Origin of the sequence: Streptomyces sp. (genome assembly GCF_036524955.1) — a bacterium.
In the GTDB taxonomy this organism is placed as follows: domain Bacteria; phylum Actinomycetota; class Actinomycetes; order Streptomycetales; family Streptomycetaceae; genus Actinacidiphila.
Genome location: NZ_DATDBG010000051.1, coordinates 1 through 24678, shown reverse-complemented (window position 1 = coordinate 24678; position 24678 = coordinate 1). Strand labels below are relative to the sequence as shown.

24 protein-coding genes are annotated in these 24678 nt (G+C 72.0%); 7 read left to right on the top strand and 17 right to left on the bottom strand.

Going from position 1 to position 24678, the window contains the following annotated elements:
• Positions 1-68: 68 nt before the first annotated feature.
• Positions 69-2591 (bottom strand): ATP-dependent Clp protease ATP-binding subunit, encoded by a 2523-nt coding sequence (locus VIW71_RS04240; RefSeq protein WP_331620590.1) that lies wholly within the window; start codon positions 2589-2591, stop codon positions 69-71.
• A gap of 431 nt (positions 2592-3022) precedes the next feature.
• Between VIW71_RS04240 and VIW71_RS04235 the strand changes: the two genes are divergently transcribed.
• Positions 3023-3625 (top strand): SCO3374 family protein, encoded by a 603-nt coding sequence (locus VIW71_RS04235; RefSeq protein ID WP_331620589.1) that lies wholly within the window; start codon positions 3023-3025, stop codon positions 3623-3625.
• Here the strand turns inward: VIW71_RS04235 and VIW71_RS04230 are convergent.
• The 4 genes from VIW71_RS04230 to VIW71_RS04215 all read right to left on the bottom strand — a co-directional run bounded on the left by VIW71_RS04230 (position 3556) and on the right by VIW71_RS04215 (position 5151).
• Positions 3556-3894 (bottom strand): histone-like nucleoid-structuring protein Lsr2, encoded by a 339-nt coding sequence (locus VIW71_RS04230; RefSeq protein WP_331620588.1) that lies wholly within the window; start codon positions 3892-3894, stop codon positions 3556-3558. The genes VIW71_RS04235 and VIW71_RS04230 overlap by 70 nt on opposite strands.
• 121 nt (positions 3895-4015) lie before the next feature.
• A complete protein-coding gene (locus VIW71_RS04225; RefSeq protein ID WP_331620587.1) occupies positions 4016-4534 on the bottom strand; it encodes an amino-acid N-acetyltransferase in 519 nt (172 codons plus the stop codon).
• Between the two features lie 9 nt (positions 4535-4543).
• Positions 4544-4939, bottom strand: coding sequence for a BlaI/MecI/CopY family transcriptional regulator (locus VIW71_RS04220; protein WP_331620586.1), 396 nt, complete (start codon positions 4937-4939; stop codon positions 4544-4546).
• Between the two features lie 26 nt (positions 4940-4965).
• A complete protein-coding gene (locus tag VIW71_RS04215; protein WP_331620585.1) occupies positions 4966-5151 on the bottom strand; it encodes a hypothetical protein in 186 nt (61 codons plus the stop codon).
• Between the two features lie 163 nt (positions 5152-5314).
• Between VIW71_RS04215 and VIW71_RS04210 the strand changes: the two genes are divergently transcribed.
• Positions 5315-6103, top strand: coding sequence for a hypothetical protein (locus VIW71_RS04210; RefSeq protein ID WP_331620584.1), 789 nt, complete (start codon positions 5315-5317; stop codon positions 6101-6103).
• A 60-nt stretch (positions 6104-6163) separates the two neighbouring features.
• Here the strand turns inward: VIW71_RS04210 and VIW71_RS04205 are convergent, their stop codons facing one another.
• The 6 genes from VIW71_RS04205 to VIW71_RS04180 all read right to left on the bottom strand — a co-directional run bounded on the left by VIW71_RS04205 (position 6164) and on the right by VIW71_RS04180 (position 12441).
• Positions 6164-6817: a hypothetical protein gene (locus tag VIW71_RS04205; RefSeq protein ID WP_331620583.1), complete on the bottom strand. Its 654-nt coding sequence runs from the start codon at positions 6815-6817 to the stop codon at positions 6164-6166.
• 157 nt (positions 6818-6974) lie between these two features.
• Positions 6975-7769 (bottom strand): type III pantothenate kinase, encoded by a 795-nt coding sequence (locus tag VIW71_RS04200; RefSeq protein ID WP_331620582.1) that lies wholly within the window; start codon positions 7767-7769, stop codon positions 6975-6977.
• Between the two features lie 6 nt (positions 7770-7775).
• Complete coding sequence (nadC, locus tag VIW71_RS04195) at positions 7776-8774, bottom strand: carboxylating nicotinate-nucleotide diphosphorylase (protein WP_414720651.1); 999 nt, start codon at positions 8772-8774, stop codon at positions 7776-7778.
• Positions 8775-8864: 90 nt separating this feature from the next.
• On the bottom strand, positions 8865-10715 hold the full coding sequence (locus VIW71_RS04190) for an L-aspartate oxidase (RefSeq protein WP_331620580.1): 1851 nt from the start codon (positions 10713-10715) through the stop codon (positions 8865-8867).
• A complete protein-coding gene (gene panC, locus VIW71_RS04185; RefSeq protein ID WP_414720649.1) occupies positions 10712-11545 on the bottom strand; it encodes a pantoate--beta-alanine ligase in 834 nt (277 codons plus the stop codon). Before panC ends, VIW71_RS04190 begins: the two co-directional genes overlap by 4 nt.
• Positions 11542-12441: a Rossmann-like and DUF2520 domain-containing protein gene (locus VIW71_RS04180; RefSeq protein WP_331620579.1), complete on the bottom strand. Its 900-nt coding sequence runs from the start codon at positions 12439-12441 to the stop codon at positions 11542-11544. Before VIW71_RS04180 ends, panC begins: the two co-directional genes overlap by 4 nt.
• 309 nt (positions 12442-12750) lie before the next feature.
• Here VIW71_RS04180 and VIW71_RS04175 point away from each other — a divergent pair, with 309 nt between their 5' ends.
• Entirely contained in the window at positions 12751-13890 is a 1140-nt protein-coding gene (locus VIW71_RS04175; RefSeq protein ID WP_331620578.1) for a threonine aldolase family protein, read from the top strand.
• A 13-nt stretch (positions 13891-13903) separates the two neighbouring features.
• Here the strand turns inward: VIW71_RS04175 and VIW71_RS04170 are convergent, their stop codons facing one another.
• The 4 genes from VIW71_RS04170 to cdgB all read right to left on the bottom strand — a co-directional run bounded on the left by VIW71_RS04170 (position 13904) and on the right by cdgB (position 18974).
• Positions 13904-14881 carry a quinone oxidoreductase family protein gene (locus VIW71_RS04170; protein ID WP_331620577.1) on the bottom strand — a complete coding sequence of 326 codons (978 nt, stop codon included), beginning with the start codon at positions 14879-14881 and terminating at the stop codon, positions 13904-13906.
• A gap of 117 nt (positions 14882-14998) precedes the next feature.
• Positions 14999-15703: a response regulator transcription factor gene (locus VIW71_RS04165; protein WP_331620576.1), complete on the bottom strand. Its 705-nt coding sequence runs from the start codon at positions 15701-15703 to the stop codon at positions 14999-15001.
• A 52-nt stretch (positions 15704-15755) separates the two neighbouring features.
• Positions 15756-16958: a sensor histidine kinase gene (locus VIW71_RS04160; protein WP_331620575.1), complete on the bottom strand. Its 1203-nt coding sequence runs from the start codon at positions 16956-16958 to the stop codon at positions 15756-15758.
• A gap of 339 nt (positions 16959-17297) precedes the next feature.
• Complete coding sequence (gene cdgB, locus VIW71_RS04155; RefSeq protein WP_331620574.1) at positions 17298-18974, bottom strand: diguanylate cyclase CdgB; 1677 nt, start codon at positions 18972-18974, stop codon at positions 17298-17300.
• Between the two features lie 543 nt (positions 18975-19517).
• Between cdgB and VIW71_RS04150 the strand changes: the two genes are divergently transcribed.
• Positions 19518-20030, top strand: coding sequence for a flavin reductase family protein (locus VIW71_RS04150; RefSeq protein WP_331620573.1), 513 nt, complete (start codon positions 19518-19520; stop codon positions 20028-20030).
• Between the two features lie 190 nt (positions 20031-20220).
• Here the strand turns inward: VIW71_RS04150 and arfB are convergent, their stop codons facing one another.
• The gene (arfB, locus tag VIW71_RS04145) at positions 20221-20649 is read right to left on the bottom strand and encodes an alternative ribosome rescue aminoacyl-tRNA hydrolase ArfB (RefSeq protein ID WP_331620572.1); all 429 of its coding nucleotides are present in this window, start codon (positions 20647-20649) and stop codon (positions 20221-20223) included.
• A gap of 137 nt (positions 20650-20786) precedes the next feature.
• Here arfB and VIW71_RS04140 point away from each other — a divergent pair, with 137 nt between their 5' ends.
• Both VIW71_RS04140 and VIW71_RS04135 read left to right on the top strand, forming a co-directional pair.
• Entirely contained in the window at positions 20787-21362 is a 576-nt protein-coding gene (locus tag VIW71_RS04140) for a TerD family protein (protein WP_331620571.1), read from the top strand.
• A 250-nt stretch (positions 21363-21612) separates the two neighbouring features.
• On the top strand, positions 21613-22101 hold the full coding sequence (locus VIW71_RS04135) for a hypothetical protein (RefSeq protein ID WP_331620570.1): 489 nt from the start codon (positions 21613-21615) through the stop codon (positions 22099-22101).
• A 290-nt stretch (positions 22102-22391) separates the two neighbouring features.
• On the opposite strand, the gene VIW71_RS04130 is transcribed toward VIW71_RS04135, so the two are convergent.
• Complete coding sequence (locus VIW71_RS04130) at positions 22392-22649, bottom strand: hypothetical protein (RefSeq protein ID WP_331620569.1); 258 nt, start codon at positions 22647-22649, stop codon at positions 22392-22394.
• Between the two features lie 1006 nt (positions 22650-23655).
• Between VIW71_RS04130 and VIW71_RS04125 the strand changes: the two genes are divergently transcribed.
• The gene (locus tag VIW71_RS04125; protein ID WP_331620568.1) at positions 23656-24582 is read left to right on the top strand and encodes an AraC family transcriptional regulator; all 927 of its coding nucleotides are present in this window, start codon (positions 23656-23658) and stop codon (positions 24580-24582) included.
• The last annotated feature ends 96 nt before the right edge of the window (positions 24583-24678 follow it).

Genomic DNA, 24678 nt, shown 5'->3' with positions numbered 1-24678 from the left:
CCGGGCCAAAGGGTCCGGGGCCGGCGGCGTGGGAGCCGTCTTCCGTTGTGCCTACCGCGCCTGGGGCGTCAGCTCTCCTTGGAGAGGTTCGGCGGGCCGCTCGCCGTTTCGACGGGCGGGGTGTCGGCCACGGTGACCTTCTCCTCGCCACGGAACGTGAACTTCGCCGCTTCGCCTTCGCCCTCGACGTCCACGACGATGATGTGGCCGGGGCGCAGCTCGCCGAAGAGGATCTTCTCGGAGAGCGAGTCCTCGATCTCGCGCTGGATGGTGCGGCGCAGCGGGCGGGCCCCGAGGACCGGGTCGTAGCCGTGCTTGGAGAGCAGGACCTTCGCCTCGGTGCTGAGCTCGATGCCCATGTCCCGGTCCTTGAGCCGCTCGTCCACCCGGCCGATCATGAGGTCGACGATCTGGAGGATGTCCTCCTGGGTGAGCTGCGGGAAGACGATCACGTCGTCCACACGGTTCAGGAACTCCGGGCGGAAGTGCTGCTTCAGCTCGTCGCTGACCTTCGCCTTCATCCGGTCGTAGTTGGACTTCGTGTCGCCCTGGGCGGCGAAGCCCAGGTTGAAGCCCTTGGAGATGTCCCGGGTGCCGAGGTTGGTGGTCATGATGATCACCGTGTTCTTGAAGTCCACGACCCGGCCCTGGGAGTCGGTCAGGCGGCCGTCCTCCAGGATCTGCAGCAGGCTGTTGAAGATGTCCGGGTGGGCCTTCTCGACCTCGTCGAAGAGCACGACGGAGAACGGCTTGCGGCGCACCTTCTCGGTGAGCTGGCCGCCCTCCTCGTATCCGACGTAGCCGGGGGGCGAGCCGAAGAGCCGCGAGACGGTGTGCTTCTCGCTGAACTCCGACATGTCGAGGGAGATCAGCGCGTCCTCGTCGCCGAACAGGAACTCGGCCAGCGCCTTGGACAGCTCGGTCTTACCGACGCCGGACGGGCCGGCGAAGATGAACGAGCCGCCGGGACGCTTGGGGTCCTTCAGACCCGCGCGGGTGCGGCGGATCGCCTTGGAGAGCGCCTGGACGGCGTCCTTCTGGCCGATGACGCGCTTGTGGAGCTCGTCCTCCATGCGCAGCAGCCGGGAGGACTCCTCCTCGGTGAGCTTGAAGACCGGGATACCGGTGGCGGTGGCCAGGACCTCGGCGATCAGCTCGCCGTCGACCTCGGCGACGACGTCCATGTCGCCGGCCTTCCACTCCTTCTCCCGCTTGGCCTTGGCGGCCAGGAGCTGCTTCTCGTTGTCCCGGAGGGAAGCGGCCTTCTCGAAGTCCTGCGAGTCGATCGCGGACTCCTTCTCCCGGCGCACGTCGGCGATCTTCTCGTCGAACTCGCGGAGGTCCGGCGGCGCGGTCATCCGGCGGATGCGCATCCGGGAGCCGGCCTCGTCGATCAGGTCGATCGCCTTGTCCGGCAGGAAGCGGTCGGAGATGTACCGGTCGGCCAGCGTGGCCGCCTGCACCAGGGCCTCGTCGGTGATGGAGACCCGGTGGTGGGCCTCGTACCGGTCGCGCAGGCCCTTGAGGATCTCGATGGTGTGGGGCAGCGACGGCTCGGCGACCTGGATGGGCTGGAAGCGGCGCTCGAGGGCCGCGTCCTTCTCCAGGTACTTGCGGTACTCGTCCAGGGTGGTGGCGCCGATGGTCTGCAGCTCGCCGCGGGCCAGCATCGGCTTGAGGATGGAGGCCGCGTCGATCGCGCCCTCGGCCGCGCCGGCGCCCACCAGGGTGTGCAGCTCGTCGATGAACAGGATGATGTCGCCGCGGGTGCGGATCTCCTTGAGCACCTTCTTCAGGCGCTCCTCGAAGTCGCCGCGGTACCGGGAGCCGGCCACCAGGGCGCCGAGGTCCAGCGTGTAGAGCTGCTTGTCCTTCAAGGTCTCGGGCACCTCGCCCTTGACGATGGCCTGGGCCAGGCCCTCGACGACAGCGGTCTTTCCGACGCCGGGCTCGCCGATCAGGACGGGGTTGTTCTTGGTACGGCGGGACAGCACCTGCATGACCCGCTCGATCTCCTTCTCGCGCCCGATGACCGGGTCGAGCTTGGTCTCACGAGCGGCCTGGGTGAGGTTGCGGCCGAACTGGTCCAGGACGAGCGAGGTCGAGGGAGTGCCCTCGGCCGGCCCGCCGGCCGTGGCCGACTCCTTACCGCCGGAGTATCCGGACAGCAGCTGGATGACCTGCTGCCTGACCCGGTTGAGATCGGCGCCCAGCTTCACCAGGACCTGGGCGGCGACGCCCTCGCCCTCGCGGATCAGGCCGAGCAGGATGTGCTCGGTGCCGATGTAGTTGTGACCGAGCTGAAGGGCCTCGCGGAGCGACAGCTCCAGGACCTTCTTCGCCCGGGGGGTGAAGGGGATGTGGCCGGACGGAGCCTGCTGCCCCTGGCCGATGATCTCCTCCACCTGCTGGCGGACCGCCTCGAGCGAAATCCCGAGGCTCTCCAGGGCCTTAGCGGCGACACCCTCACCCTCATGGATCAGGCCCAGGAGGATGTGCTCGGTGCCGATGTAGTTGTGGTTGAGCATCCGGGCTTCTTCCTGAGCCAGGACGACAACCCGCCGCGCACGGTCGGTGAACCTCTCGAACATCGTTAATCGCTCCTCAGAGCGGTCGGGCAGTGAGGGGTCGGTCCCCTCCCTGTCCTACCGCATGCTAGTCCCGCACAGCGGCGCCGCTCACGAATCACCCCCGCTCTCGCGAGGAAAGCTGCGCTACCGGCTGACGTCACTCCCACAACCTCGATGGTGCGAGACGATGTTCCCGCAGGCCAGGCGAATACCCCTTTATCAACTACGCCCGTGGCGAACGCCCGCCCCACCTGCTCGAACACCAGCCCTTCCCACTAGGTACTTCTTACCCTCGCCTGCCCGTAATCCACACCGCGAGGCGGTTGCGAGTGCGCTACGGGCGAACAACTTCACCCCGTCACGTGAGGTTTGAACCCGCGTTCACCACTACGGACGGCATGCGGGGCGGGACGGTACGTAACCCCTGCCCGCGGCGGACAGTTGCATACGTCATGGGCTGGTACGAGCACGAGCTGGGGTGGCCGGTCACCGGGTCGCTGCCCCCGGGTCTGGTCACCGGAGTGCGCTTCGACGCGCTGGACGTGCCGGCGGAGGCCGGGTTCGCGATGCTGAGCCGGTTCTCCCGGCCCGATCAGCTCGGGCCGGTGGCGCTGGACTGCCACCGGATCCGGTTGCTGGTCGCCGCCGGCACCGCGGAGGAGCTGCCGGGGCTGCTGGAGTGGCTGGAGTGGGGCGGCATCCCGCTGGACCTGACGGCGCTCGGCGCCGGCCAGCGGATGCGGGCGCCCGCCCATCCCGAGTGGGGCCGCCGGGAGGCCGCGTACGACCGGTCTGCGCCGGTGTGGCTGCGGCCTCCTCGGCCGGGATTCGACGTGGAATCCACCGTGCCCGCGCTCCGTGTCGCGGGCGGGGCCGATGGGACGGGGACGCCCATCGGTCTTCCGGCACCCATCGGTCTTCCGGCATTGGTGGCCGCCCTGGCGACGGCCTGCCATCGGATCACCCTGCGGACGCGCAGCCAGGATCAGCCGTGGGCCTTCTCGTACGCCTCACGGATGGTCGCGGGCACCCGGCCTCGGTCGTTGACCTCGTAGCCCTTCTCCTTGGCCCATGCGCGGATCTTCGCGGTGTCCGGCCCGGAACCGCCGCTGCCGCGGACCGCCTTGGTGCGTCCCCGCCCGGCCCTGCCACCGGTACGACGGCCACTGTCCGTGTACGGGTTGAGCAGGCCGCGCAGCTTGTCGGCATTCGCCGTGGTGAGGTCGATCTCGTACGTCACACCGTCGAGTGCGAACGTCACGGTCTCGTCTGCCTCGCCACCGTCGAGGTCGTCAACAAGAAGGACCTGAACCTTCTGTGCCACCGGCTTCCCTTTCATCGAAAACGGATTAACGGTAAAAGCAAAGCGCCTTTCCCCGGAAAACACAAACCCCTTGCGCGAAGAGGTTCGGTCGAGGTAGCGCGATCCGGACAAACCGGATCACTCAGAGTTGCAGCAGCATGCGACTGTTACCCAAGGTGTTCGGTTTCACTCGCTCCAGGTCGAGGAACTCCGCCACTCCCTCGTCATTGGAACGGAGCAGCTCACCGAAGACATCGACGTCCACCGGGGTCTCCCCGATCTCGACGAAGCCGTGCTTGGCGAAGAAGTCCACTTCGAAGGTGAGGCAGAAAATGCGGCGGACTCCGAGCCACCGTGCGGTCTGCAGCAACTTGCCGAGCAACAGGTGCCCGACACCCTTGCCGCGCAGCAGCGGGTCCACCGCCAGCGTCCTGACCTCGGCCAGGTCCTCCCACATGACGTGCAGCGCGCCGCAGGCCACCACGGCCGCGTCCTCGTCCCGTTCGGCCACCCAGAACTCCTGGATGTCCTCATAAAGCGTCACGGTCGCCTTGTCGAGCAGGATGCCGTCACGGACATACGAGTCCAGCAGGCGTCGTAGGGCGCGGACATCGCCCGTGCGGGCGCGGCGGATGGTGACGTCATTCGACACGAGGGGCATGGGCGGACGCTATCGTCCTTCGGGTTCCGGCGGTCCGGAGGGGTCCACGGACTGGATGACCCGCAATGCGTCACGGAGCGCTTCGCGCTGTTCCCGTGACATCATGCCGAAGAAGTGGACGAGCGCGGCTGCGGGGTTGTCACTCGTGGCCCAGGCTTCGTTCATCAGTGCGGCCGAGTATGCGGCTCTCGTCGATACCGCTTCATAGCGATAAGCGCGGCCTTCGGCCGAGCGGCGCAGCCAGCCCTTCTGGCGGAGGTTGTCCATTACGGTCATCACCGTGGTGTAGGCGATGGTCCGCTCCCGCGCCAGGTCTTCCAGTACCTCACGAACCGTGACCGGGCGGTTCCACTGCCACACCCGGGTCATGACGGCGTCCTCGAGGTCTCCCAGCGGTCGGGGCACACTCGGAATACTACGGGCCGATAGGATCAGATGCCCGAATTGTTCTCACGGGTCGCCTGCCGCGCCGTCTCGGCCCGGGCGAACGCGGCGTCCACGGCCGCGTCCTCCTTCGCCTTGTTGGCGCCACCCTGATTCTTGATGATCGTCACGATGACGCCGACGAAGAAGACCGCCATCACCAGCGGGGGCACGATCGCGGAAACGTAATCCATGCGGTCAAGCGTAGCCACGCGACCCGTGGCCCTTTTGCCCGCCCTCGGTTGTCCGGGTGCGGCGGGCGGTCCACACTCGCGGGAAACGGAACCGGGAAAACGCGATCATGATCGGGTGCGCGGTGATGAGGGCTTCCGGACGGGTACGGAAGGGCTTGGGCAGATGGCGGAACGGGACGACCGGCCGGTCGGCGCGCTGCTCGACGGGCTGTCCGGGCGCACCCGCAGGACGCTGGCGCGAGCCGGGTTCGACATGCCGAGACTGCGCGAGCTGGCCTCGACCCCGCCCGGTGAGCGGCAGGTGCGGCACATCGTCTCCGAGTTCGGCCTGTTCCCGGCGCGGGAAGCGGGGCTGAAGGCCCGTTTCCGGGCCCAGGCCCCGGCCCTGCGGGTCGCCGCGGGCTGGGCCGGGGTGCTGGGCGGCGCCGCAGCGGGACTGGCGGCCGTGTGCGCCGCCTCCGTCCTGGGCGACCGGCTGCTCGGCCTGCTCACGGCGCTCATCGCGGCCGTCGGCGTGGTCGCCCTCCTGGTCAGGACCCCCGAGTCGCGCGGGCGCGACCTCGCCCATCTGCTGGGCCTGGCCGCGGTGGCCGTCCTCTTCTTCACCGCCTTCCTGCACGCCCCGCAGTGGTACCTGGCGGTCCGCGGCGAACAGGTGGCCGCCACCCTGGCGACGCCGGTGGCCACCTGGGCGCACGGCAGCCTCGTCCCCCACTGCCGGGTCCGTCTCCCCGACGGCTCCGTCCACCGGGTCGACCAGGACGACCGCGGCTGCGCCACCGCCACGGGCCGGCGCGTCCAGGTCGTCCACGACCCGGCCGGTCACCTGTCCCCGGAGCTCGGCGACAAGGGCGGCCTCGGCGCGATCAGCGCCGCGGTGGCGGCCACCGCGGGCCTGGTCCTCCTCGGCACCGCGACGGCCGCGGTGGCCGCCGCGGGCCGCGGGGGATGAGAACGCGACACGGGGACGAGAGCGGGACGCGCGGCACGAGCCTGCGCCGGGCCGCCGGGATCAGGCCGTACGGGCCTGGTCCGGTCTGCGGGTGCGCCGGCGGTGGGGCGGCCAGATCTCGGCGGGGGTGGGAGTGCGGCGGCGCGGCGGGGCGGGCTGGTCCTTCCCCGGCTGGGCCGGCGGCTGCGGAGACGGCGGGTTCTGGTCGGGTTCCGGCTCCTCGGTGAGCCCCGGCAGGGTCAGCAGGCGGCGCGGCGCGGGCATATGGGCCTCCAGGCGCAGTCGTACGTCGTTCTCCGCGAGGGTCTCGCAGCGGCGCAGCACTGCCGTGCGCCGCCGGTACTCATGGGCGCCGCAGGGCAGCGAGCGCAGCAGCCGCAGCGCCGCCAGGTCCTCGGCGCCGGGCAGGTAGCCGCCGGTCAGGGCGGCGGTGAGCCGTTCCAGATAGCCGGCCGCGGTGCCGGGCAGCGCCTGCCGATAGCGGCGCAGCTCGTCCAGCAGGAAGGCGCGCAGCCGCCCGGCTTCGCAGGCCGCGTCGTCCACCGCCTCCGCGAGCCGGAGGTAGTCCTGGACGTCCTGGACGTACGCGGCCGGGGGTGGGTACTCGGCCGGGCGCGGCGCGACGACGGCGGCGGCAGCGGCGGTCCGGCTCGGGTGCAGCACCTCCGCGAGGGCGCGCCGCACCACGCGCACTTCGTCCGCGCTGAACGCCATTCCGCCTCGGGTTCCGTGTGGCGTGGGCATGTGTGGACTTTAAGTGCTAAGAGGACAAACTTCGCGCAATGCGGTATACGCGGTGCGTCGGCGGTACCACCTCTCCCTCGCGGCCCCCTCCGCCCGGGGCACGGCCGTCAGCGGTTCCCGACCGCTCTCACGTCGTCGAGACGTTCCGCTCGTACACCAGGCGGAGCCCGATCAGCGTCAGCCACGGCTCGTGCTCGTCGATGATCGACGCCTCGCCGAGGACCAGCGGCGCGAGGCCGCCGGTCGCGATGACCGTGACGTCGTCGGGGTCGTCGGCCAGTTCGCGGGCCATCCGCTCGGCGATCCCGTCGGCCTGGCCGGCGAACCCGTAGAGGATGCCCGACTGCATCGCCTCGATCGTGTTCTTGCCGATGACGCTGCGCGGCCGGGCCAGTTCGATCTTGCGGAGCTGCGCGCCGCGCATGCCGAGCGCGTCCACCGAGATCTCGATGCCGGGCGCGATCGCGCCGCCCACGTACTCCCCGCGTGCCGACACCGCGTCGAACGTGGTCGCCGTGCCGAAGTCCACCACGATGCACGGGCCGCCGTAGAGGTGGACCGCGGCGAGCGAGTTGATGATGCGGTCGGCGCCGACCTCCTTGGGGTGGTCGACCAGGATCGGGACACCGGTTTTGATGCCGGGTTCGACCAGGACCGAGGGGACGTCGCCGTAGTAGCGCCGGGTCACCTCGCGCAGTTCGTGCAGCACCGAGGGGACCGTGGAGCAGACCGCGATGCCGTCGATGCCGCCGCCGAGGTCGCCCAGCAGCGGGTGCATGCCCATCAGCCCCTGGAGCAGCACCGCCAGCTCGTCGGCGGTGCGCCGCGCGTCGGTGGAGATCCGCCAGTGCTCGACGATCTCCGTGCCGTCGAACAGGCCGAGGACGGTGTGGGTGTTGCCGACGTCGATGGTGAGCAGCATCCGCCCTTACGCTTCCGCTCGCAGGTCCAGGCCGATGTCCAGGATCGGGGAGGAGTGGGTGAGCGCACCCACCGCGAGGAAGTTGACGCCGGTCTCGGCGTAGGCGCGGGCGTTGCCCAGGGTGAGCCGGCCGGAGGACTCCAGGAAGGCCCGGCCGCCCACGATGGCGACCGCCTCCTCGGTCTCGGCGGGGGTGAAGTTGTCCAGCAGGATCAGGTCGGCTCCGGCGTCCAGCACCTCCCGTACCTGGTGCAGGGTGTCCACCTCGACCTCGATCGGCACGTCGGGGAACTCCTCGCGCACCAGCTTGAACGCCTGGGCGACACCGCCGGCCGCGATCACGTGGTTGTCCTTGACCAGCGCCGCGTCCGACAGCGACATCCGGTGGTTGACGCCGCCGCCGCAGCGCACCGCGTACTTCTCCAGCGCCCGCAGGCCCGGCGTGGTCTTGCGGGTGTCGCGGACCTGCGCCCGGGTGCCCTCCAGGGCGTCCGCCCAGGCGCGGGTGGCGGTGGCGATCCCGGAGAGCCGGCACAGCAGGTTGAGCGCGCTGCGCTCGGCGGTCAGCAGGTCACGGGTCCTGGCCCGTACGGTGAGCAGCTTCTGGTCGGCGGCGACCCGGTCACCGTCCTCCACGTGCCGTTCCACCTCGAACTCGTCGGTGCACACCACCGACAGCACGGCCTCGGCGACCCGCAGCCCGGCCACCGTACCGGCCTCCCGCGCGGTGAAGTCGCCGATCGCGCGGGCCTCCTCGGGCACGGTCGCGACCGTGGTGATGTCCACGCCCTGGTCGAGGTCCTCCTCGATGGCCAGGTGCGCGATGTCCTCGACCTGGACCGGGTCGAGTCCGGCCGCGGCGATGAGCTCCGCGAGGTCGGGGTCGAGGCCGCACTCCAGCGGGTCCATGTCGTAGCCCTCGTAGTCCTCAGCCGCCCCGCAGCCGCAGCCGTCGCCGCAGCCACCGCCGCCCGCCGCCGCACCCGGCGGCCCGAACTGCGGCATGGGGAGACTGACGGGCTGGGGACGGTCCGGGGTGGTCACGGCTGCTCCTTCGAAGCGGCGTTGCGGTAGGTGTCGCGGGTACGGGTCCGGTCACGTGTCGCGGTGCGGGACTCGCCGCGGGTCCGCGTCCGGTTGTGCGCCTTCGTACGCGAGGGAGTACGCGGCGGCCCCATCATCCCCGATCCCGGCCCGATCCTCGACGCCGCCGGCCGTGCTCACCGGCGGGAAGCCGGCGCCCTCGGTGGTGCGGACGGCGAGCGTGCGGTGCGGGGTGAGGCGTACCACCAGGTGACGGCGCCAGTCGTGGTCGTCGCGCTCGGGGCGGTCCTCGCGCCAGTGGCAGCCGCGGGTCTCCTCGCGGCGCCGGGCGGCGGCCACCAGGACCCGGGCGACCAGGCCCAGGTTGGTCGCCTCCCAGGTCTCCACGCACGGCTCGGCGGTCTTGCCGTCCCGGTCGTACGCCTCCACGGCCGCGGTGTGCAGCCGCTCCAGTGCGCCGGCCGCGACCGCCAGGCTCTCCGCGCTGCGCAGCACCCCGGCGCCCGCCGTCATGATGCGCTGCACCTCGTACCGGGCCTCGGAGGCGAGCAGCGGGTTGTCGGCGGAGCCGGGGATCACCGGCTCGCCGGGCGCGGTCGGGTCGGCCGCGATGTCCGCGGCGATCCTCTCGGCGAAGACCAGGCCCTCCAGCAGGGAGTTCGAGGCGAGGCGGTTCGCGCCGTGCACGCCGGTGCAGGCCACCTCGCCGCACGCGTACAGGCCCGGCACGGTCGTCCGCCCGTACAGGTCGGTGCGCACCCCGCCGGAGGCGTAGTGCGCGGCGGGCGCGACCGGGATCGGCTCGGTCACCGGGTCGATGCCGTGCGCGCGGCAGGCGGCGAGGATGGTCGGGAAGCGCCGCTCCCACATCGCGGCGCCGAAGTGCCGCGCGTCGAGGTACATGTGCTCCCCGCCGGTCTCCCGCATCCGGCGCATGATGCCCTTGGCGACGATGTCGCGCGGCGCCAGTTCGGCGAGTTCGTGCTGGCCGACCATGAAGCGGACCCCGGCGGCGTCCACCAGGTGGGCGCCCTCGCCGCGCACCGCCTCCGACACCAGCGGCTGCTGGCCCTCGGCGTCCGGGCCGAGCCACAGCACGGTGGGGTGGAACTGCACGAACTCCAGGTCGCTGACCTCCGCGCCCGCGCGCAGCGCGAGCGCCACCCCGTCGCCGGTCGACACCGCGGGGTTGGTGGTCGCCGAGAAGACCTGGCCCATGCCGCCGGTCGCCAGCACCACCGCGCGGGCCTGCACCGAGCCCACGCCGTCACGCCGGCCGGCGCCCATCACGTGCAGGGTGACGCCGGCGGTGCGGCCCGCCGCGTCGGTGAGGAGGTCGAGGACGAGGGCGTTCTCGACGAGTTCGACGGTGCCGCCGTTGTCGCCGCGGCCCGCGCCCGCCGCCCGTACCGCCTCGATCAGCGCGCGGGATATCTCGGCGCCGGTCGCGTCGCCACCCGCGTGGGCGATGCGGCGGCGGTGGTGGCCACCCTCGCGGGTGAGCAGGATCTCGCCGCGTGGGTCGGCGTCGAAGTGGGCGCCGGTCGCGATCAGGCGGCGTACCGCGTCCGGGCCCTCGGTGACCAGGGTGCGCACGGCGGTCTCGTCGCACAGGCCGGCTCCCGCGACCAGCGTGTCGTCGAGGTGCTGGGCCGGTGTGTCGCCGTCACCGAGCGCGGCGGCGATACCGCCCTGGGCCCAGCGGGTCGAGCCGTCGTCCAGGTGCGCCTTGGTCACCACCGTGACCCTCGCGCCGGCCGCGGCGCAGCGGAGCGCCACCGTCAGCCCGGCCACGCCGGACCCGACCACGACCACGTCGGAGGTGATCGCCCAGCCGGGTGCGGGCGCGGACAGGCGTATGCCGGTGCTGCGGCCGGCCGGGCCGGCTCCGTTCGCGGTCATTCGGGGGCTCCGAACTCCAGGGGGATGTTGTCGATCAGGCGCGTGGCGCCGACCTTCGCGGCGACGGCGAGCACCGCCGGGCCGGTGTGCCCGGGCGCGGCTTCGGTGAAGTCGGCGGGGTCGAGGAGGGCGAGGTAGTCCACGGCCACGCCCTCGGCGCCGGTCAGGGACCCGAGGGCCGCCTTCCGGACCGCCTCGGGCCCCTCGCTCAAGGCGTCCCGCCCGGCGAACAGCGCGCGGGACAGGGCGCCGGCGTGCTCGCGCTCGGCCGCGGAGAGGTAGCGGTTGCGGCTGGACAGGGCGAGACCGTCCGGTTCGCGGACGGTCGGGACGGCGATGATCCCGACCGGGAAGTTCAGGTCGGTCACCATCCGGCGGATCAGGGCGAGCTGCTGCGCGTCCTTCTGCCCGAAGAAGGCGGCGGACGGCCGGGTGAGGTGCAGCAGCTTGGCGACGACGGTGAGCATGCCGTCGAAGTGGCCGGGGCGGGACGCGCCCTCGTACCGCTCGCCCATGGGTCCGGCGCTGATACGGACCTGCGGCCGGCCGCCGGGGTACACCTCGTCCACGGCGGGCGCGAAGACGACGTCCGCGCCGGCCTTCTCGGCGAGTCGGACGTCGGCGTCGAGGGTGCGGGGGTAGCGGTCAAGGTCCTCGGCGGGGCCGAACTGCAGGGGGTTGACGAACACGGTCACGGTGACCAGGCCGCCGCCCGCGCGGGCCCGCGCGGCGCGGATCAGGGCGGCGTGCCCCTCGTGGAGCGCGCCCATCGTCATGACGACGGCGGCGGCCGGGGCGAGGTCCCGGGCGTGGCGCACCAGGCCGGTCACAGGGTCGTCCCCCCGTCGGCGAGGGCGCCGAGCAGTGCCTCCGCGTACTCGGCCTTGAGCATGCCGTTGGCGAGCGCCCGGTCCGCGGTGGCGCGGGCCATGGCGACGTACGAGGGCACCGCCTCGGGGGCGTGCACGCGCAGTTCGCGCAGGTGGGCGGCGACGGTGCCGGCGTCGCCGCGGGCGACCGGGCCGGTCAGGGCGGCGTCGCCGGAGCGCAGCGCGTTGTCGAGGGCGGCGCCGAGGAGCGGTCCGAGCATCCGGCCGGGCTCGGCCACGCCCGCCTCCTTGAGCAGGTCCCTCGCCTGGGCGACCAGCGTGACCAGGTGGTTGGCACCGATGGCCAGGCCGGCGTGGTAGAGCGGGCGGGCGGCCTCCTCGATCCACTCCGGTTCGCCGCCCATCTCGATGACGAGCGCTTCCGCGGCCATCCGCAGCTCGCCGGGCGCGGTCACCCCGAACGAGCACCCCACCAGCCGCTGGACGTCCACCGGCGTGCCGGTGAAGGTCATCGCGGGGTGCAGCGCGAGGGGCAGCGCCCCGGCGCGCAGGGCGGGTTCCAGGACGGAGGTCCCGTACCGCCCGGAGGTGTGCACGACGAGCTGTCCCGGCCGGACCGCCCCGGTCCCGGCGAGCCCGGTCACCAGGGCGGGCAGCGCGTCGTCCGGCACGGTGAGCAGGACGAGGTCGGCTTCCGCGAGTACGGCGGCGGGCTCACGCAACGGGACCCCGGGAAGCAGTGCCTCGGCCCTGCGCCGCGAGGCGTCCGACACGGCGGAGGCGGCCACGGGCCGGTGCCCTGCCCTTTTCAGCGCGGCGGCCAGCGCGGGCCCCACCCGCCCGGCACCCACCACCCCCACAGCCAGCCTCGCCGGCTTCTGCTCCACAACCACCACGCCTCGCCTCCCGCGGCTCCCCACTTCTCGTCAATCCTACGCGAACGCCCTGAGGACAAGGTTCCCCCGCGGCGTGACGGCGCCCACGGCCGCGCCCTGCCCGCGGGGTGCGTCCTTCCCCCGGGGTGCCTCCCGGACCTCCCGGACCTCCCGCACCTCACTCCACGGGGTGGGTGGGTGCCCCACACCCGCAGGGTGCGCCGTCCCGCCCCTGCCCGTCCAGGCATCCCCGACACCCGCCTCCGCTGCGGATCGCGGGGAGCCGAAACCCCGTCGCGGGCCGGGTGAGCCATGCGGCAGGCTTTCCCCATGGGTGACGCGGAGGACGAGGGCAGGGCGCGGCGGCGGGCTGCCGTACGGGCGTGTGAGCGGGTGCTGACGAACGGGGAGCAGCCGAGCATCCGGGAGCGGCTGGCGTGGCTGAGCGCGGAGGGGGCCGAGGCGTTCGAGATCGACGGGCCGCCGGACTTCTACGGGAACGGCGTCGTCGAGGAGGTGGAGCGACAGGTGGCCGGGCTGCTCGGGACGGAGGCCGCCGCGTTCTTCCCGACCGGGACGATGGCCCAGCAGGTGGCGCTGCGGGTGTGGGCGGGGCGGACCGGGAACCCCGTGGTCGCCCTGCACCCCCTGGCCCACCCCGAGGTGCACGAGCGCGGCGCCCTGCACACCGTGAGCGGACTGCGCACCGTACATCCGACCAGGCGCCCCCGGCTGGCGAGCGCGGAGGAAGTACGGGAGTTCGACGAGCCGTTCGGCACGCTGATGGTGGAACTGCCGCTGCGCGACGCGGGGTTCGTGCTGCCGACCTGGGAGGAGCTGACCGAGACCGTGGCGGCGGCCCGCGACAGGGACGCCGTCGTCCACTTCGACGGCGCCCGCCTCTGGGAGTGCGCGCCGCACTTCGGCCGTCCGCTCACCGACATCGCCGGCCTCGCCGACTCGGTCTACGTGAGCTTCTACAAGTCCCTCGCGGGCATCTCCGGCGCCGCGCTGGCCGCCCCCGCGGAGGTGACCGCCGAGGCGAAGGCCTGGCGCCACCGTTACGGCGGCCTGGCGTTCCAGCAGTTCCCGGCCGCTCTGGCCGCGCTCGCCGGACTGCGGAACGAACTGCCGCGCCTGCCCTCCTACGTCGCCCACGCCAAGACCGTCGCCCGCGCCCTGCGCGAAGGTCTCGCCGAGGCCGGCCTGGCCCTGCCCCGGGTCCACCCGGAGGAACCGCACACCCACCAGTTCCAGCTCTGGCTGCCCTACCCGGCCGACGCCCTCGACGACGCGTCACTGCGCCAGGCCGAGGAGACGAAGATCAGCCTCTTCGGCCGGGGCCGGTTCCACGAACCCGGCCTGCCGGGGCTGTCCATGACCGAGGTGACGGTCACGGCTCCCGCCCTGGAGTGGACGGAGACGGACATCCGCCAAGCCGCCGCGGCCTTCGCGGAACGCCTCGGCTGACCGGCTGCCGGAGCTACTCCGCCACCCGCAGCAGCAGCTTCCCCGTGCTCGTCCGCGACTCCACCAGCCGGTGTGCGTCGGCCGCCTCCGCCAGCGGGAACTCCGCGCTGACCGGCAGTTCCACGCCGCCGTCGGTGACCGTGCGGAACGCCCGGTCGGCGAGCTCCCGCAGCCGCCCGGGATCGGCCGCCGCCATCGACGGGATGCAGAAGCCGGAGACGGAGATCGCCAGCGGATAGGTGTCCGCGGGCCCGACCCGCCACATTTCGCCGGAGTCGGCGCTGCCGAAGGAGACCAGCCGCCCGAAGCGCCCGACGACCGCGAGCGTACGGCGGAAGGTCTCGCCACCGACCGGGTCGAGCGCGATGTCCACGCCCCGCCCCCCGGTCACCTCCCGTACGTCCGCGTCGAACGTGGTGTCGGTGAACACCTGGTCGTACCCGGACTTCAGCGCGTGCTCGGCCTTGTCGAGGCTGGAGACCACCCCGTAGACCGCCGACGCGCCGCCCATCCGGGCCAGTTGTCCGGCGACGGTGCCGACGCCGCCGGCCGCGCCCTGGACGAGTACGGTGTCGCCCTCGCGCAGCCGGGCCACCTCGTGCAGCAGCGCGTACGCGGTGGGCAGCGCGCTGGGCAGGGTGGCGCCGGTCCGCAGCGACAGGCCCGAACAGAGCGGGAAGACGGTGGCCGCGGGGGCGACGACGGTCTCGGCGTAACCGCCGCCGCACAGGAAGGCGGTGACCTCCTGGCCGGGGGCGAACCCGGTGACGCCCGCGCCGACCGCCCGGATCAGCCCGGAGACCTCCAGACCCGGCCGGAACGGCAGACTCTCCACGCGGAAGCCCTGGGCGCGCGCCTTGATGTCCGCGTAGTTCACTCCGGCATAGGCCACATCGATGGTGACCTCGCCGGGGCCGGGCTCCGGTTCCGGGACGTCAACGACGTTCAGGACCTCGGGACCGCCGAACTCTTCGAAGACGATGGCGCGCAACTGTGATACTCCCCGTAGCCGGCACTTCTGTTGAACATCAAACAAGTCTTGTGTTCAAGGTGAGTTCAAGGTAAGGGAAGTCGGCCATGTGCGCGGCTGTTCTCATGAACCGTGCTGTCAGGCGGAGTTGCCCCCGGCCCGTACCAGGCCCGACTCGTACGCCAGCACCACGGCCTGCACCCGGTCCCGCAGATCCAGCTTGGTGAGGATACGGCCGACGTGCGTCTTGACGGTCGCCTCCGACAGCACCAGTTTTCGCGCGATCTCGCCGTTGGACAGGCCCTGGGCGACCAGCAGCAGCACCTCGCGCTCCCGCTCGGTGAGCCGGTCGATCTCCTTGTGCTGCTCCTCCGTGGCGGAGCTGGGCAGCATCGGCGTGAACCGGTCCAGCAACCGCCGGGTGGTGCTCGGCGCGACCACCGCGTCACCGCTGTGCACGGCCCGGATCGCGGTCAGCAGCTCGTCCGGCGGCACGTCCTTGAGCATGAAGCCGGAGGCGCCGGCCCGCAGCGCGGCGAACGCGTACTCGTCCAGGTCGAAGGTGGTGAGGATCAGTACGCGCGGGCCGCCGGGCTCCTCCCGCCGACGCGGCTCGCCGCGGTCCCCGCCGCAGATCCGGCGGGTCGCCTCCACGCCGTCCATCCGCGGCATCCGCACGTCCATCAGGACGACGTCGACCCTGGTGTGCCGCAGTACCTCCACCGCCTCCGCGCCGTCGCCCGCCTCGGCGACGACCTCCATGTCCGGCTGCGCGGCGAGCACCATCCGGAAGCCGGTGCGCAGCAGTACCTGGTCGTCGACGAGCATGACGCGGATCGCCATCGGGGTGCCTCTCTCGTACGGTCGTGGTGATGGTTCAGCGGCCGGTAACGGTTCAGCGGCCGGTCTTCAGCGGCAGCACCGCGCTGATCCGGAAGCCGCCGCCGGGACGCGGCCCGGCGTCCAGGGTGCCGCCGATCATGCCGATGCGTTCGCGCATGCCGATCAGGCCCTGGCCGAGGCCGTCCTGGCCGCCCTGCTCGTACAGCTCGTGCCGCGCGCCGCACCCGTCGTCCTCGATGAGCAGGTCGAGCGCGGCGTCGCCGAAGCCCAGCAGGACGCTGGCGGTGGCCGCGTCGCCGCCGTGCTTGCGGACGTTGGTCAGCGCCTCCTGCACGATGCGGTACGCGGTCAGCTCGACGCCGCTGGACAGCGGGCGGGCCTGGCCGGCCACCTCGAACCGGACGGGCAGGCCGGCGCCGCGGACCTGGTCGATGAGGTCGGCGAGCTGGTCGACGCCGGGCTGCGGTACGTACTCGCCGCCCGCGTCGTCACCGGCCCGCAGCAGGCCGAGCAGCCGGCGCATCTCCGCCAACGCCTGGCGGCCGGTGGACGAGATGGTCTCCAGCGCCTGCTTGGCCTGATCGGGCGCGGTGTTCAGGACGTAGGCGGCGCCGTCGGCCTGGACGACCATCACGGATACGTTGTGCGCCACGACGTCGTGCAGCTCCCGGGCGATACGTGCCCGCTCGGCGGCGACCGCGGCCTTGGACTGGGCCTCGCGCTCCCGGTGCAGGCGGGTGGCCCGCTCCTCCAGCTCGGCGTAGTACGCCCGCCGGGTGCGCAGGCGGTCGCCGATCACCCAGGACAGGGCGAAGATCACGGTGAGGAAGAAGGTCTGGAGCAGGGTCGTCCAGATCGTGGAGTACCTGTCGTGCGGCGGCCAGCGCATCATCGACAACGGCGCGGCGGCGAGGCCGGCGGCCAGGGCCAGCCGGGAGGACCAGCGCGCGCCGTTGGACGCGCAGGTGTAGATGATCACCGGGAAGGCAGCGTTGCCGGGGTTGGTCTCCACGTTCAGCGCGAGCTGGGCGAGGCCGGTGGCGATGGCCAGGAACAGCATCTTCTCCGGGGCGCGGCGCCGCAGCGCGACAACCAGGGCGAGGGCGCAGGACAGGGGGGCGGCGGCCGCCCGCGCCGCGAGCGAGGGTCTGGCGTCGACGGCGACCCACACGGCGCATATGCCGAGCAGGACGACGGCCCAGAAGCTGTCGACCCACGTCGGGTGGCGCCGGAGGAAGTCGTAGATGCGCTGCACACGACCCAGCGTAGGGAGGGGAACTCGTCCCGGGGTCACCCCCCAGAGCGATCCGCTTCTACGCCGCAGGGTGGACCCCGCACCCCTCCCCTGGGGCCCCCGGCCACCGCTGACCGGCTTGGACCCGTGCGCTTCCCTGTGCGGCACACCCGCAGCCTCGCCCGGCGGTCCCAGCCGCTTGCGGCGACCTGCACCGCCCGGCCCGCACCGCCCGGCCCGCATCGCCGGCCCGCACCGCCGTGGCTGCTCGGCGCCGCGGGGGCTCTCGGGGAGGCGGCCCTCCCCCGGCCCCCGGTCAGTCGGACGCCGCGATGCCCTCGGTGGGGCCGCCCGCGGGGGTCAGCCCGCGCGCCGGTGGTTGGGGCGGGAGGGGGAGGAGCGGGAGGGCGAGGACGAGGACCGGCTGCGCTTTTCGACGTACATGCGCTGGTCCGCGGAGTGGAGCACCTCCTCCGCGGTCATGCCGCAGCCCGCCCAGCCGATGCCGAAGCTCGCGCCGACCCGGACGGCGCGGCCGTCCACCCGGATCGGGGGGACGATCGCGTTGCGGAGCCGCACCGCGAGATCCGCCGCGTCGGGCGGGGCGAGACCGTCCGCGAGGACGACGAACTCGTCACCGCCGAGCCGCGCCACCGTGTCGCCGTCGCGCACCGCGCCGGTCAGCCGCCGGGCGACCTCGATGAGCACCGCGTCACCCGTGTGGTGACCGAACCGGTCGTTGATCGCCTTGAAGCCGTCCAGGTCGCAGAAGAGGACCGCGAGCCCCTTGCTCGCCGACTCCTCGTCGGTCTCGTCCGGGGCGACCGTATGCGTGTGCGAGTCCAGTGCGCTCAGCGGCGCGGCCATCTCGTCCGGCCCGTACCCGTAGCTGAAGGCGAACTCGTCGAGGTCGTCGGCCTCCGCCGCCGACGCCGCCCCGTCCATGTCGTGCGGGCGCGCGCACAGCCGCGACGACAGCCGGGCCCGCAGCTCCGCGCTGTTGGGCAGGCCGGTCAGCGAGTCGTGGCTGGCGCGGTGCGCCAGCTGCAGCTCGCGGGACTTGCGCTCCTCGATGTCCTCGACGTGGGTGAGCAGGAAGCGCGGGCCGTCGGCGGTGTCGGCGACCACCGAGTTGCGGAGCGAGACCCACACATAGGAGCCGTCGCGGCGAGCGAGTCGCAGCTCCGCCCGGCCCCCCTCCGCCGAGGTCCGCAGCAGCAGCCCGACGTCCTCGGGGTGCACCAGGTCGGAGAAGGAGTGGCGCCGCATCACCGTGGCGGACCGGCCGAGCAGGCGGCAGAGCGCGTCGTTGGCCCGCAGCAGCTTGCCGTGCTGGTCGCCGCCCATCTCGGCGATCGCCATGCCGCTGGGCGCGTACTCGAACGCCTGCCGGAAGCTCTCCTCGCTGGCCCGCAGCGCCTGCTGGTCGCGTTCCAGCCGGACCAGGGCGCGTTGCATGTTGGCGCGCAGCCGGGCGTTGCTGATCGCGATGCCGGCCTGGAACGCGTACATCTGGAGCGCTTCGCAGCCCCACGGACCGGGGTGCCGGCCGCTGGTGGGCTTGTCGACGGAGATCACGCCGATCAGTTCGCTGCCGACGGACTGCGAGGAGTACATGGGCGCGTAGAGACGGTCGCCGGGGTGCCACTCGTCGGGGAAGCGCGGCAGCGGCCCCTCGGTGTGCCACTGCGGCACGTCGTCGTCGATCAGCACCCAGCCCTCGGTGTGCGGGATGAACCGCAGCGTGCCCCACCGCTCGCCCATGGTGAGCCGGCGCTCCCAGGAGGCGCGCGAGCCGACCCGCCCGGCCAGCAGCGCCTCGCCCGCCGCACTGCCGGCGAACGCGGCGACGACGAGATCGCCGTCCGGCCTCGCCAGGTTGACGGCGGCCAGCTCGTAGCCCAGCCCCCGCACCACCCCGTCGGCCACGGCCTGCAAGGTGTCGGCGAGACTGCGCGCCGTGTTGAGATCCGCCACGACCCGGTGCAGTTGACGCAAGGTCGCGAGGCGGACATACGGCTCCGACTCGGTGTCCATGCCCCTCTCCGCGCCCTCGACAGCGTTTCGTCCGATGGTTCCCGGCCGGTCCTCCCCGTCCGCCGGGTCCTCCCAGTCCGGCGGGGCTTCCCCGGCCTCCCGGGAGTCCCGGGCCGCCGGATCGGCGCCGCAGTCCGGGCCGCCCCCCGCTGTTGCTACGCACTCGCACTCATCCGATTACACCGGCCACTGAATCACAGCGAGCTGTGCCATCGGTACACAGGGTCAACAATTCCTACCTCTTGTGACTCAAGTCACACCACGGCGTAAGCGCTTGAGCACACAACGTAGTCCAAGGATACGCAGCGCCCGCGCCGGGCCTCGGCCCGCCCCCCGCTCCGCAAGCCCGCTCGGGGGCTGCGGCCAGTCCGCTCGGCGACTCCGCCGTACCGCTCCGGTCCTGGCCGCAATGCCGGTGGCTTGGGCGGACCTAGGTCCCGGGTCCCCGCGTATTGAGTCCGCGGTCGGATGCACGTATTTCCTACCGACCCGTAGCGTGAGAGCGTGCCTCACACTTCGCCAGGACGGCATTCTGGGACGACCATGGGTCAGACCGTCGACATCGATGACTTCCGCGCCGCCATGGCCCGCCTCGCCGCGGGCGTGGTCCTCATCACCGCGCACGACACCGAGGACGGGCCGCGCGGCGAGGACGTCGGCATGACCGCGACCGCCTTCATGTCCGTCTCTCTCGAACCACCGCTGGTGCTGGTGAGCGTACGTGCCGGCTCCCGGATGGACGAACTGCTGGAACGGCGGCCTCGCTGGGCGGTCTCGGTGCTCGGTGAGAGCCAGCGGCACATCGCCGGGCGGTTCGCGCTGCGCGGGCGGATCAGCGACCGGCTGCTCTTCGAGGACGTCGACTACCACCGGGGCGAGGAGTCCGGCGCCCCCGTCCTCGGTGGCGCGCTGGCGGTACTCGAGTGCGAGACCGAGCAGCGGGTGACGGCGGGCGACCACACGCTGGTCATCGGCCGCGTGCTGACGGCGAGGACCCCGAGCGCGGACGGCGGCCCGCTGACCTACTTCCGGGGGCGGTACCGCCATCTGACATGAGGGCGGCGGTAGGGGCGTACGGAGAGACGTACGCCCGTACGGACCGGGGCGCGGTGGTGGTCGGTCGGTCTTCCTGCTCGCTCCCTGCGCGGGTGGCCTCGTTCCTCGGCCGCCCACTCCGGGAGCTCGGGCGTCAGCCCTCCGCGGTGGTGCGGGCCGGTACGGCGGCCTTCCGGCGATCCGTACGCGCTCAGTCCCAGCTTCCGCCGCTGCGGCCCCGCTTGGTCTCGCCGCGCAGCTTCTTCACCCGCAGCCGCCGTTCGTTGATCCCGCGTGGAATCCGGGTCGGGCGGCGGGGCTTGGGGGGCGGGGCGGTGGCCTGGGCGAGCAGGGCGGCCAGCCGCGTCGCGGCCGTCTCCCGATTGCGCCACTGCGAACGGTGCTCGGACGCCGTGACGGTGAGCACGCCGCCGGTCAGCCGGCCGGCCAGCCGCTCCAGCGCGCGCTCCTTCCACACCGGCGGCAGGCAGGCGCTGTTCGCCAGATCGAACCGCAACTCCACCCGGCTGTCCGTGGTGTTGACGTGCTGGCCGCCGGGCCCGGACGAACGGGAGAAACGCCACATCAGCTCGGCCTCCGGTACGGAGACCGAACCGCGGATGACGAGTGGCCCGGACATGCCTCCATGATCCCGCGCCGCGGGCTGATCCGCACCGGGTTTTCCCGCGGGCAGGAACCGTGCGCGCCCGGATCCGCGTTGGGACGGATGACGGTACTTTCGTCGGTGACACCTACGACCACAAAAGGGGACTTCCCATGGCGGTAAGCCTGTCCAAGGGCGGCAACGTCTCGCTCACCAAGGAGGCGCCCGGCCTCACGGCCGTGACTGTCGGCCTCGGCTGGGACGTCCGGACCACCACCGGCACCGACTTCGACCTCGACGCGAGCGCGATCGCCGTCAACGCGACCGGCAAGGTCTACTCGGACGGCCACTTCGTCTTCTTCAACAACAAGCAGAGCCCGGACCAGACCATCGTCCACACCGGTGACAACCGCACCGGCGCGGGCGAGGGCGACGACGAGCAGATCAACGTCAACCTCGCCGGCCTGCCCGCCGACATCGACAAGATCGTCTTCCCGGTCTCGATCTACGACGCCGAGACCCGCAGCCAGAACTTCGGCCAGGTCCGCAACGCGTACATCCGCATCATCAACCAGGCCGGCGGCACCGAGATCGCCCGCTACGACCTGAGCGAGGACGCCGCCACCGAGACCGCCATGGTCTTCGGCGAGCTCTACCGCAACGGCGCCGAGTGGAAGTTCCGCGCCGTCGGCCAGGGTTACGCCTCCGGACTGGTCGGTATCGCCACCGACTTCGGCGTCAGCATCTGAGCTCCGGCCGCACCGTGCCCCGGCACACCGACGGCCCCCGTTCCCGGTCACGTCTCCGGGGGGCGGGGGCCGTTCGCGTGGTGGGCGCCGGTCGCCTGTCAGAACCCGCCGGTGTCGAGGACGAACCCGAGCGGCTCGGGAAGCTCCAGCGTGCCGGAGAGCGTGACGACGGCCGAGCGGGTGTACGTAAACGTTTCTGCGTCCCTCACCCTCCAGGGCGGCCGGGTGCCGCGGGTGACACCATCACCAGGTGATCGACCTCGGATACGCCCTTTCGCGCCGCTTTCCCGACCCACCGCAGACGGACTACCGGCGGGCGGACGTGCACGCGCTGCGGCACGACCTCTTCTGCGGGGACGTGTACCTGGCGGAGGGGGAACGGGAGCTCGCCACACGGTGGGGGTGGGTGCCCGTACTTGACTTCGGGTGGGCGCTGTGCGACATCGTCGAGGCGCTGGACCGGGACCCGCGGGGCAGCAGGGCGTCGCGGGCGCAGTACGCCGAGCTGGACTTCACGGAGTCCGCGGACCGGCTGCGCTTCGTACGGCGGTTCGGGCACGTGGAGGTGGTCGCGGACTGGGCCGAGGACGAGCCACCGCTCGTCCTGCACCACGCGGAACTGCGCCGGGAGGCCCGGGACTTCCTGCACGACCTGGTGGCCGATCTCACCGACATGCACGAGGGCCTGGACGCCAATCCGGCCGTCTGGGACCTGCTGGCCCGCTTCCCCCGGGTGTGAGGCGGCCGCGGCGACCGGCGGGCGTGGTCCCGCAGGACCGGCGCGATCCCGTACGCACTTGACTTCAAGCCCGCTTGAGGTTGTTGGGTGGACCTGTCGCGTGGGTGCCCGGCGCGCACCCTCAGCGCCCTCAAACCCCCGCCTGCCGCCGGCCGGGAGTCCGACGCGCTCCTCCGGCGGGCCGCGGGGTTCGGTCGGAGCCGCCCCGCGTGCGGTCCGGCTTCTCCCGGACAGCGTGACCGGCGCCGACTCCGTCGGCCCGCACACGCCACTCGCCCAGCGACGACCGCTCAGTGCAGGGTGCGGTGGGTCCCTCGGTCGCCCCGCCGGTCCCCTTCGGCCTTGATCCACGCACTCGCCGCGTAGACGATCTTCGTGTGGAAGACCTGCTGCTTGATCTCCAGGATGGCCAGCGGTCCGCCGGGCAGCACCTCGTACTCGTAGCGGGTGGCCTCATCGTCGAGGTACGTGAGCGACCGAGCATGGAGACCAGGCGTCCCGGGCTTCGGCTCGACCGCAGCGCGGACCAACTTCACATTCACGCTCATACCTCGACGGTAGGTCTCCGGCAACAGAGACGCGCGACGAAAGGGACGGCCGGGCCTTCGGGCCGATCGGCCCGCACACCGGAGCGTGCCCGCCGATCGACCCGCCCGGCCTCGGGCCTGGCTGGAGCCCCCTGCCTGAGTGGAGCCCCCTGTCGGGTTCGAACCGACGACCTACGCTTTACAAGTCCGTAGTTTTCCCGCTGGGGCACTCCGGTCAGTCTGACTGACTCCGGATAGTCCAGGTCAGCGGCCCGCGAACTCCGACTCACACCGGCTGTTCCGGGCCGCTTCGGGACGCCCGCTCACGCGCCGCTCACGCAACCCGACTTTCCCTGCGTTGGCTGACCTGCGCTGATCCCATTGTCGCGCATCGGTGCCTGCCAGGCGACGCCCTCACCTGTCCGCACCAGCCCGATGTCGAGGAGGGCGGTCGCGATCGTCTCGGCCAGTCCGTGGGCAGCGGCAGGCGACTCCAGCACGCGGCAGACGGCACGCAGTGGCGCGAACGGCCATGCTCACGGGGGGCGGTCCCTGCTGGGCTGTGGCCAGCGCAGTGGGCCCGTCTGCTCGTCCGGGCGCGGCGGCGCCGGCCGCCGGTCTCAGACCCACGGCCCACCGCCGTGTGTCGCGCGCTGCGCGTGCCTGCCCCGGAGCGGCGGCCTGGATTCCGTGGTGCCCGCGATGCAGGCGGAAGAGATGCACACTGCCGTGCGCAACACGAGCCCTTGTGGTAGATGCACCGATGTCATTCCGTCCCTCGCCCCATGGCTGATCTTTGCGAGGACATTACGATGGCAACACCTTCCGTGGGGCATCTTGGCTCCACTTTGCGCCAGATCAAAAGTTACTCGCGCGTAAACAGAAGTTTATTGCGCACGGTGACCGCAAAAATGCATTGTGTATTCATGTGGGGGTAGAGGTGAACTACCAGGTTACTTTCCCACGCGTCGCACCAGGCGCACGCGAGGCAGAGCGACGCGACTTCTGGACGGCCTACTCAGACGGCGTGCTCCACGCCGATTACACCTTCCCGAACGGGCTGCCGGGCGCCCAGCCCCGCCTGATCCAACAGCGGAGCGACCGCTACACACTCCACACGCTGGTGGATGTGGGCCACCACGCCAGGCGCACCGCCCGCCACGTGCGCCAGGACCCCGCAGACCACTACCGCGTATTCGTGCCGATCAGCGGAATGGCCATGGCCAGGACGGGCAGCAATGACGGCATGATGGTCCCCGGGGTGGCCGTGATCGGCACACCGGGCGTCATGGAGTTCTCCGGGTCCGGTCTGCGGGGCTACATTCTCGAACTGCCCGTCCGTGATATCAGCGAACCGCTTCGGTTAAGCGCGCCTCTCTCTGCCCAGATAGATCTCCGCTCCGGGCACGGCCTGATGATCTCCGACATGATCCAAAACCTCTCCAAGTGGCGAGACACGCTCACCGGCCTTGACTTCGACGCCAGATGCCAGGACCTGGCGGTCCTGATCTGCAAGGCCCTGGGTGGAGACCCCCAGCTGTCCCGCGCTGAGAGAGGGCTCCTGGCGCCCCTCGCACGCCAGCGGATGCGTCAACGCATCCGCACAGACGGAGCCCGGACCCTGAATCCAAAAGCCCTCGCGGCCGACCTCGGGTGGTCGCAAAGGACCCTGCAGTCGGCCATGACCGAGGCCGGCACCACCTACAGCGACATGCTGCGGGACGAGCGGCTGGAGGAGGCGCACCGGAGGCTGAGCCAATTCCACTATCAGACGGTCGCAGACGTTTCCGAGGACTGCGGATTCTCGTCGCCCGGCTACTTCAGCACAGCATTCCGGGGGCGGTACGGCGAGACCCCGAGGGAGCTCCAGCAGCGCACGCGCGCCGCCCGGTTGGGAGTCCCCGGCGCGGCAAACCGCCGCATCAGCCCGCATCCCCCGCTCGCGCGGGGCTGACCGAGGCCGCTGGCGTTGTGAACAAATTTTCACAGCACGGCCCGCGCGCGGGGCTGACCCTTCGCGGCGCCCGGACATGGCGAGGCCCCGGCCGTC

Coding starts and splice junctions, on each gene's coding strand:
- VIW71_RS04240 (WP_331620590.1), bottom strand. CDS start 2,591: ATGTTCGAGAGGTTCACCGACCGTGCGCGGCGGGTTGTCGTCCTGGCT.
- VIW71_RS04235 (WP_331620589.1), top strand. CDS start 3,023: ATGGGCTGGTACGAGCACGAGCTGGGGTGGCCGGTCACCGGGTCGCTG.
- VIW71_RS04225 (WP_331620587.1), bottom strand. CDS start 4,534: ATGCCCCTCGTGTCGAATGACGTCACCATCCGCCGCGCCCGCACGGGC.
- VIW71_RS04215 (WP_331620585.1), bottom strand. CDS start 5,151: ATGGATTACGTTTCCGCGATCGTGCCCCCGCTGGTGATGGCGGTCTTC.
- VIW71_RS04210 (WP_331620584.1), top strand. CDS start 5,315: ATGGCGGAACGGGACGACCGGCCGGTCGGCGCGCTGCTCGACGGGCTG.
- VIW71_RS04205 (WP_331620583.1), bottom strand. CDS start 6,817: ATGGCGTTCAGCGCGGACGAAGTGCGCGTGGTGCGGCGCGCCCTCGCG.
- VIW71_RS04200 (WP_331620582.1), bottom strand. CDS start 7,769: ATGCTGCTCACCATCGACGTCGGCAACACCCACACCGTCCTCGGCCTG.
- nadC (WP_414720651.1), bottom strand. CDS start 8,774: ATGCCGCAGTTCGGGCCGCCGGGTGCGGCGGCGGGCGGCGGTGGCTGC.
- VIW71_RS04190 (WP_331620580.1), bottom strand. CDS start 10,715: ATGACCGCGAACGGAGCCGGCCCGGCCGGCCGCAGCACCGGCATACGC.
- VIW71_RS04175 (WP_331620578.1), top strand. CDS start 12,751: ATGGGTGACGCGGAGGACGAGGGCAGGGCGCGGCGGCGGGCTGCCGTA.
- VIW71_RS04165 (WP_331620576.1), bottom strand. CDS start 15,703: ATGGCGATCCGCGTCATGCTCGTCGACGACCAGGTACTGCTGCGCACC.
- cdgB (WP_331620574.1), bottom strand. CDS start 18,974: ATGGACACCGAGTCGGAGCCGTATGTCCGCCTCGCGACCTTGCGTCAA.
- VIW71_RS04150 (WP_331620573.1), top strand. CDS start 19,518: ATGGGTCAGACCGTCGACATCGATGACTTCCGCGCCGCCATGGCCCGC.
- arfB (WP_331620572.1), bottom strand. CDS start 20,649: ATGTCCGGGCCACTCGTCATCCGCGGTTCGGTCTCCGTACCGGAGGCC.
- VIW71_RS04140 (WP_331620571.1), top strand. CDS start 20,787: ATGGCGGTAAGCCTGTCCAAGGGCGGCAACGTCTCGCTCACCAAGGAG.
- VIW71_RS04130 (WP_331620569.1), bottom strand. CDS start 22,649: ATGAGCGTGAATGTGAAGTTGGTCCGCGCTGCGGTCGAGCCGAAGCCC.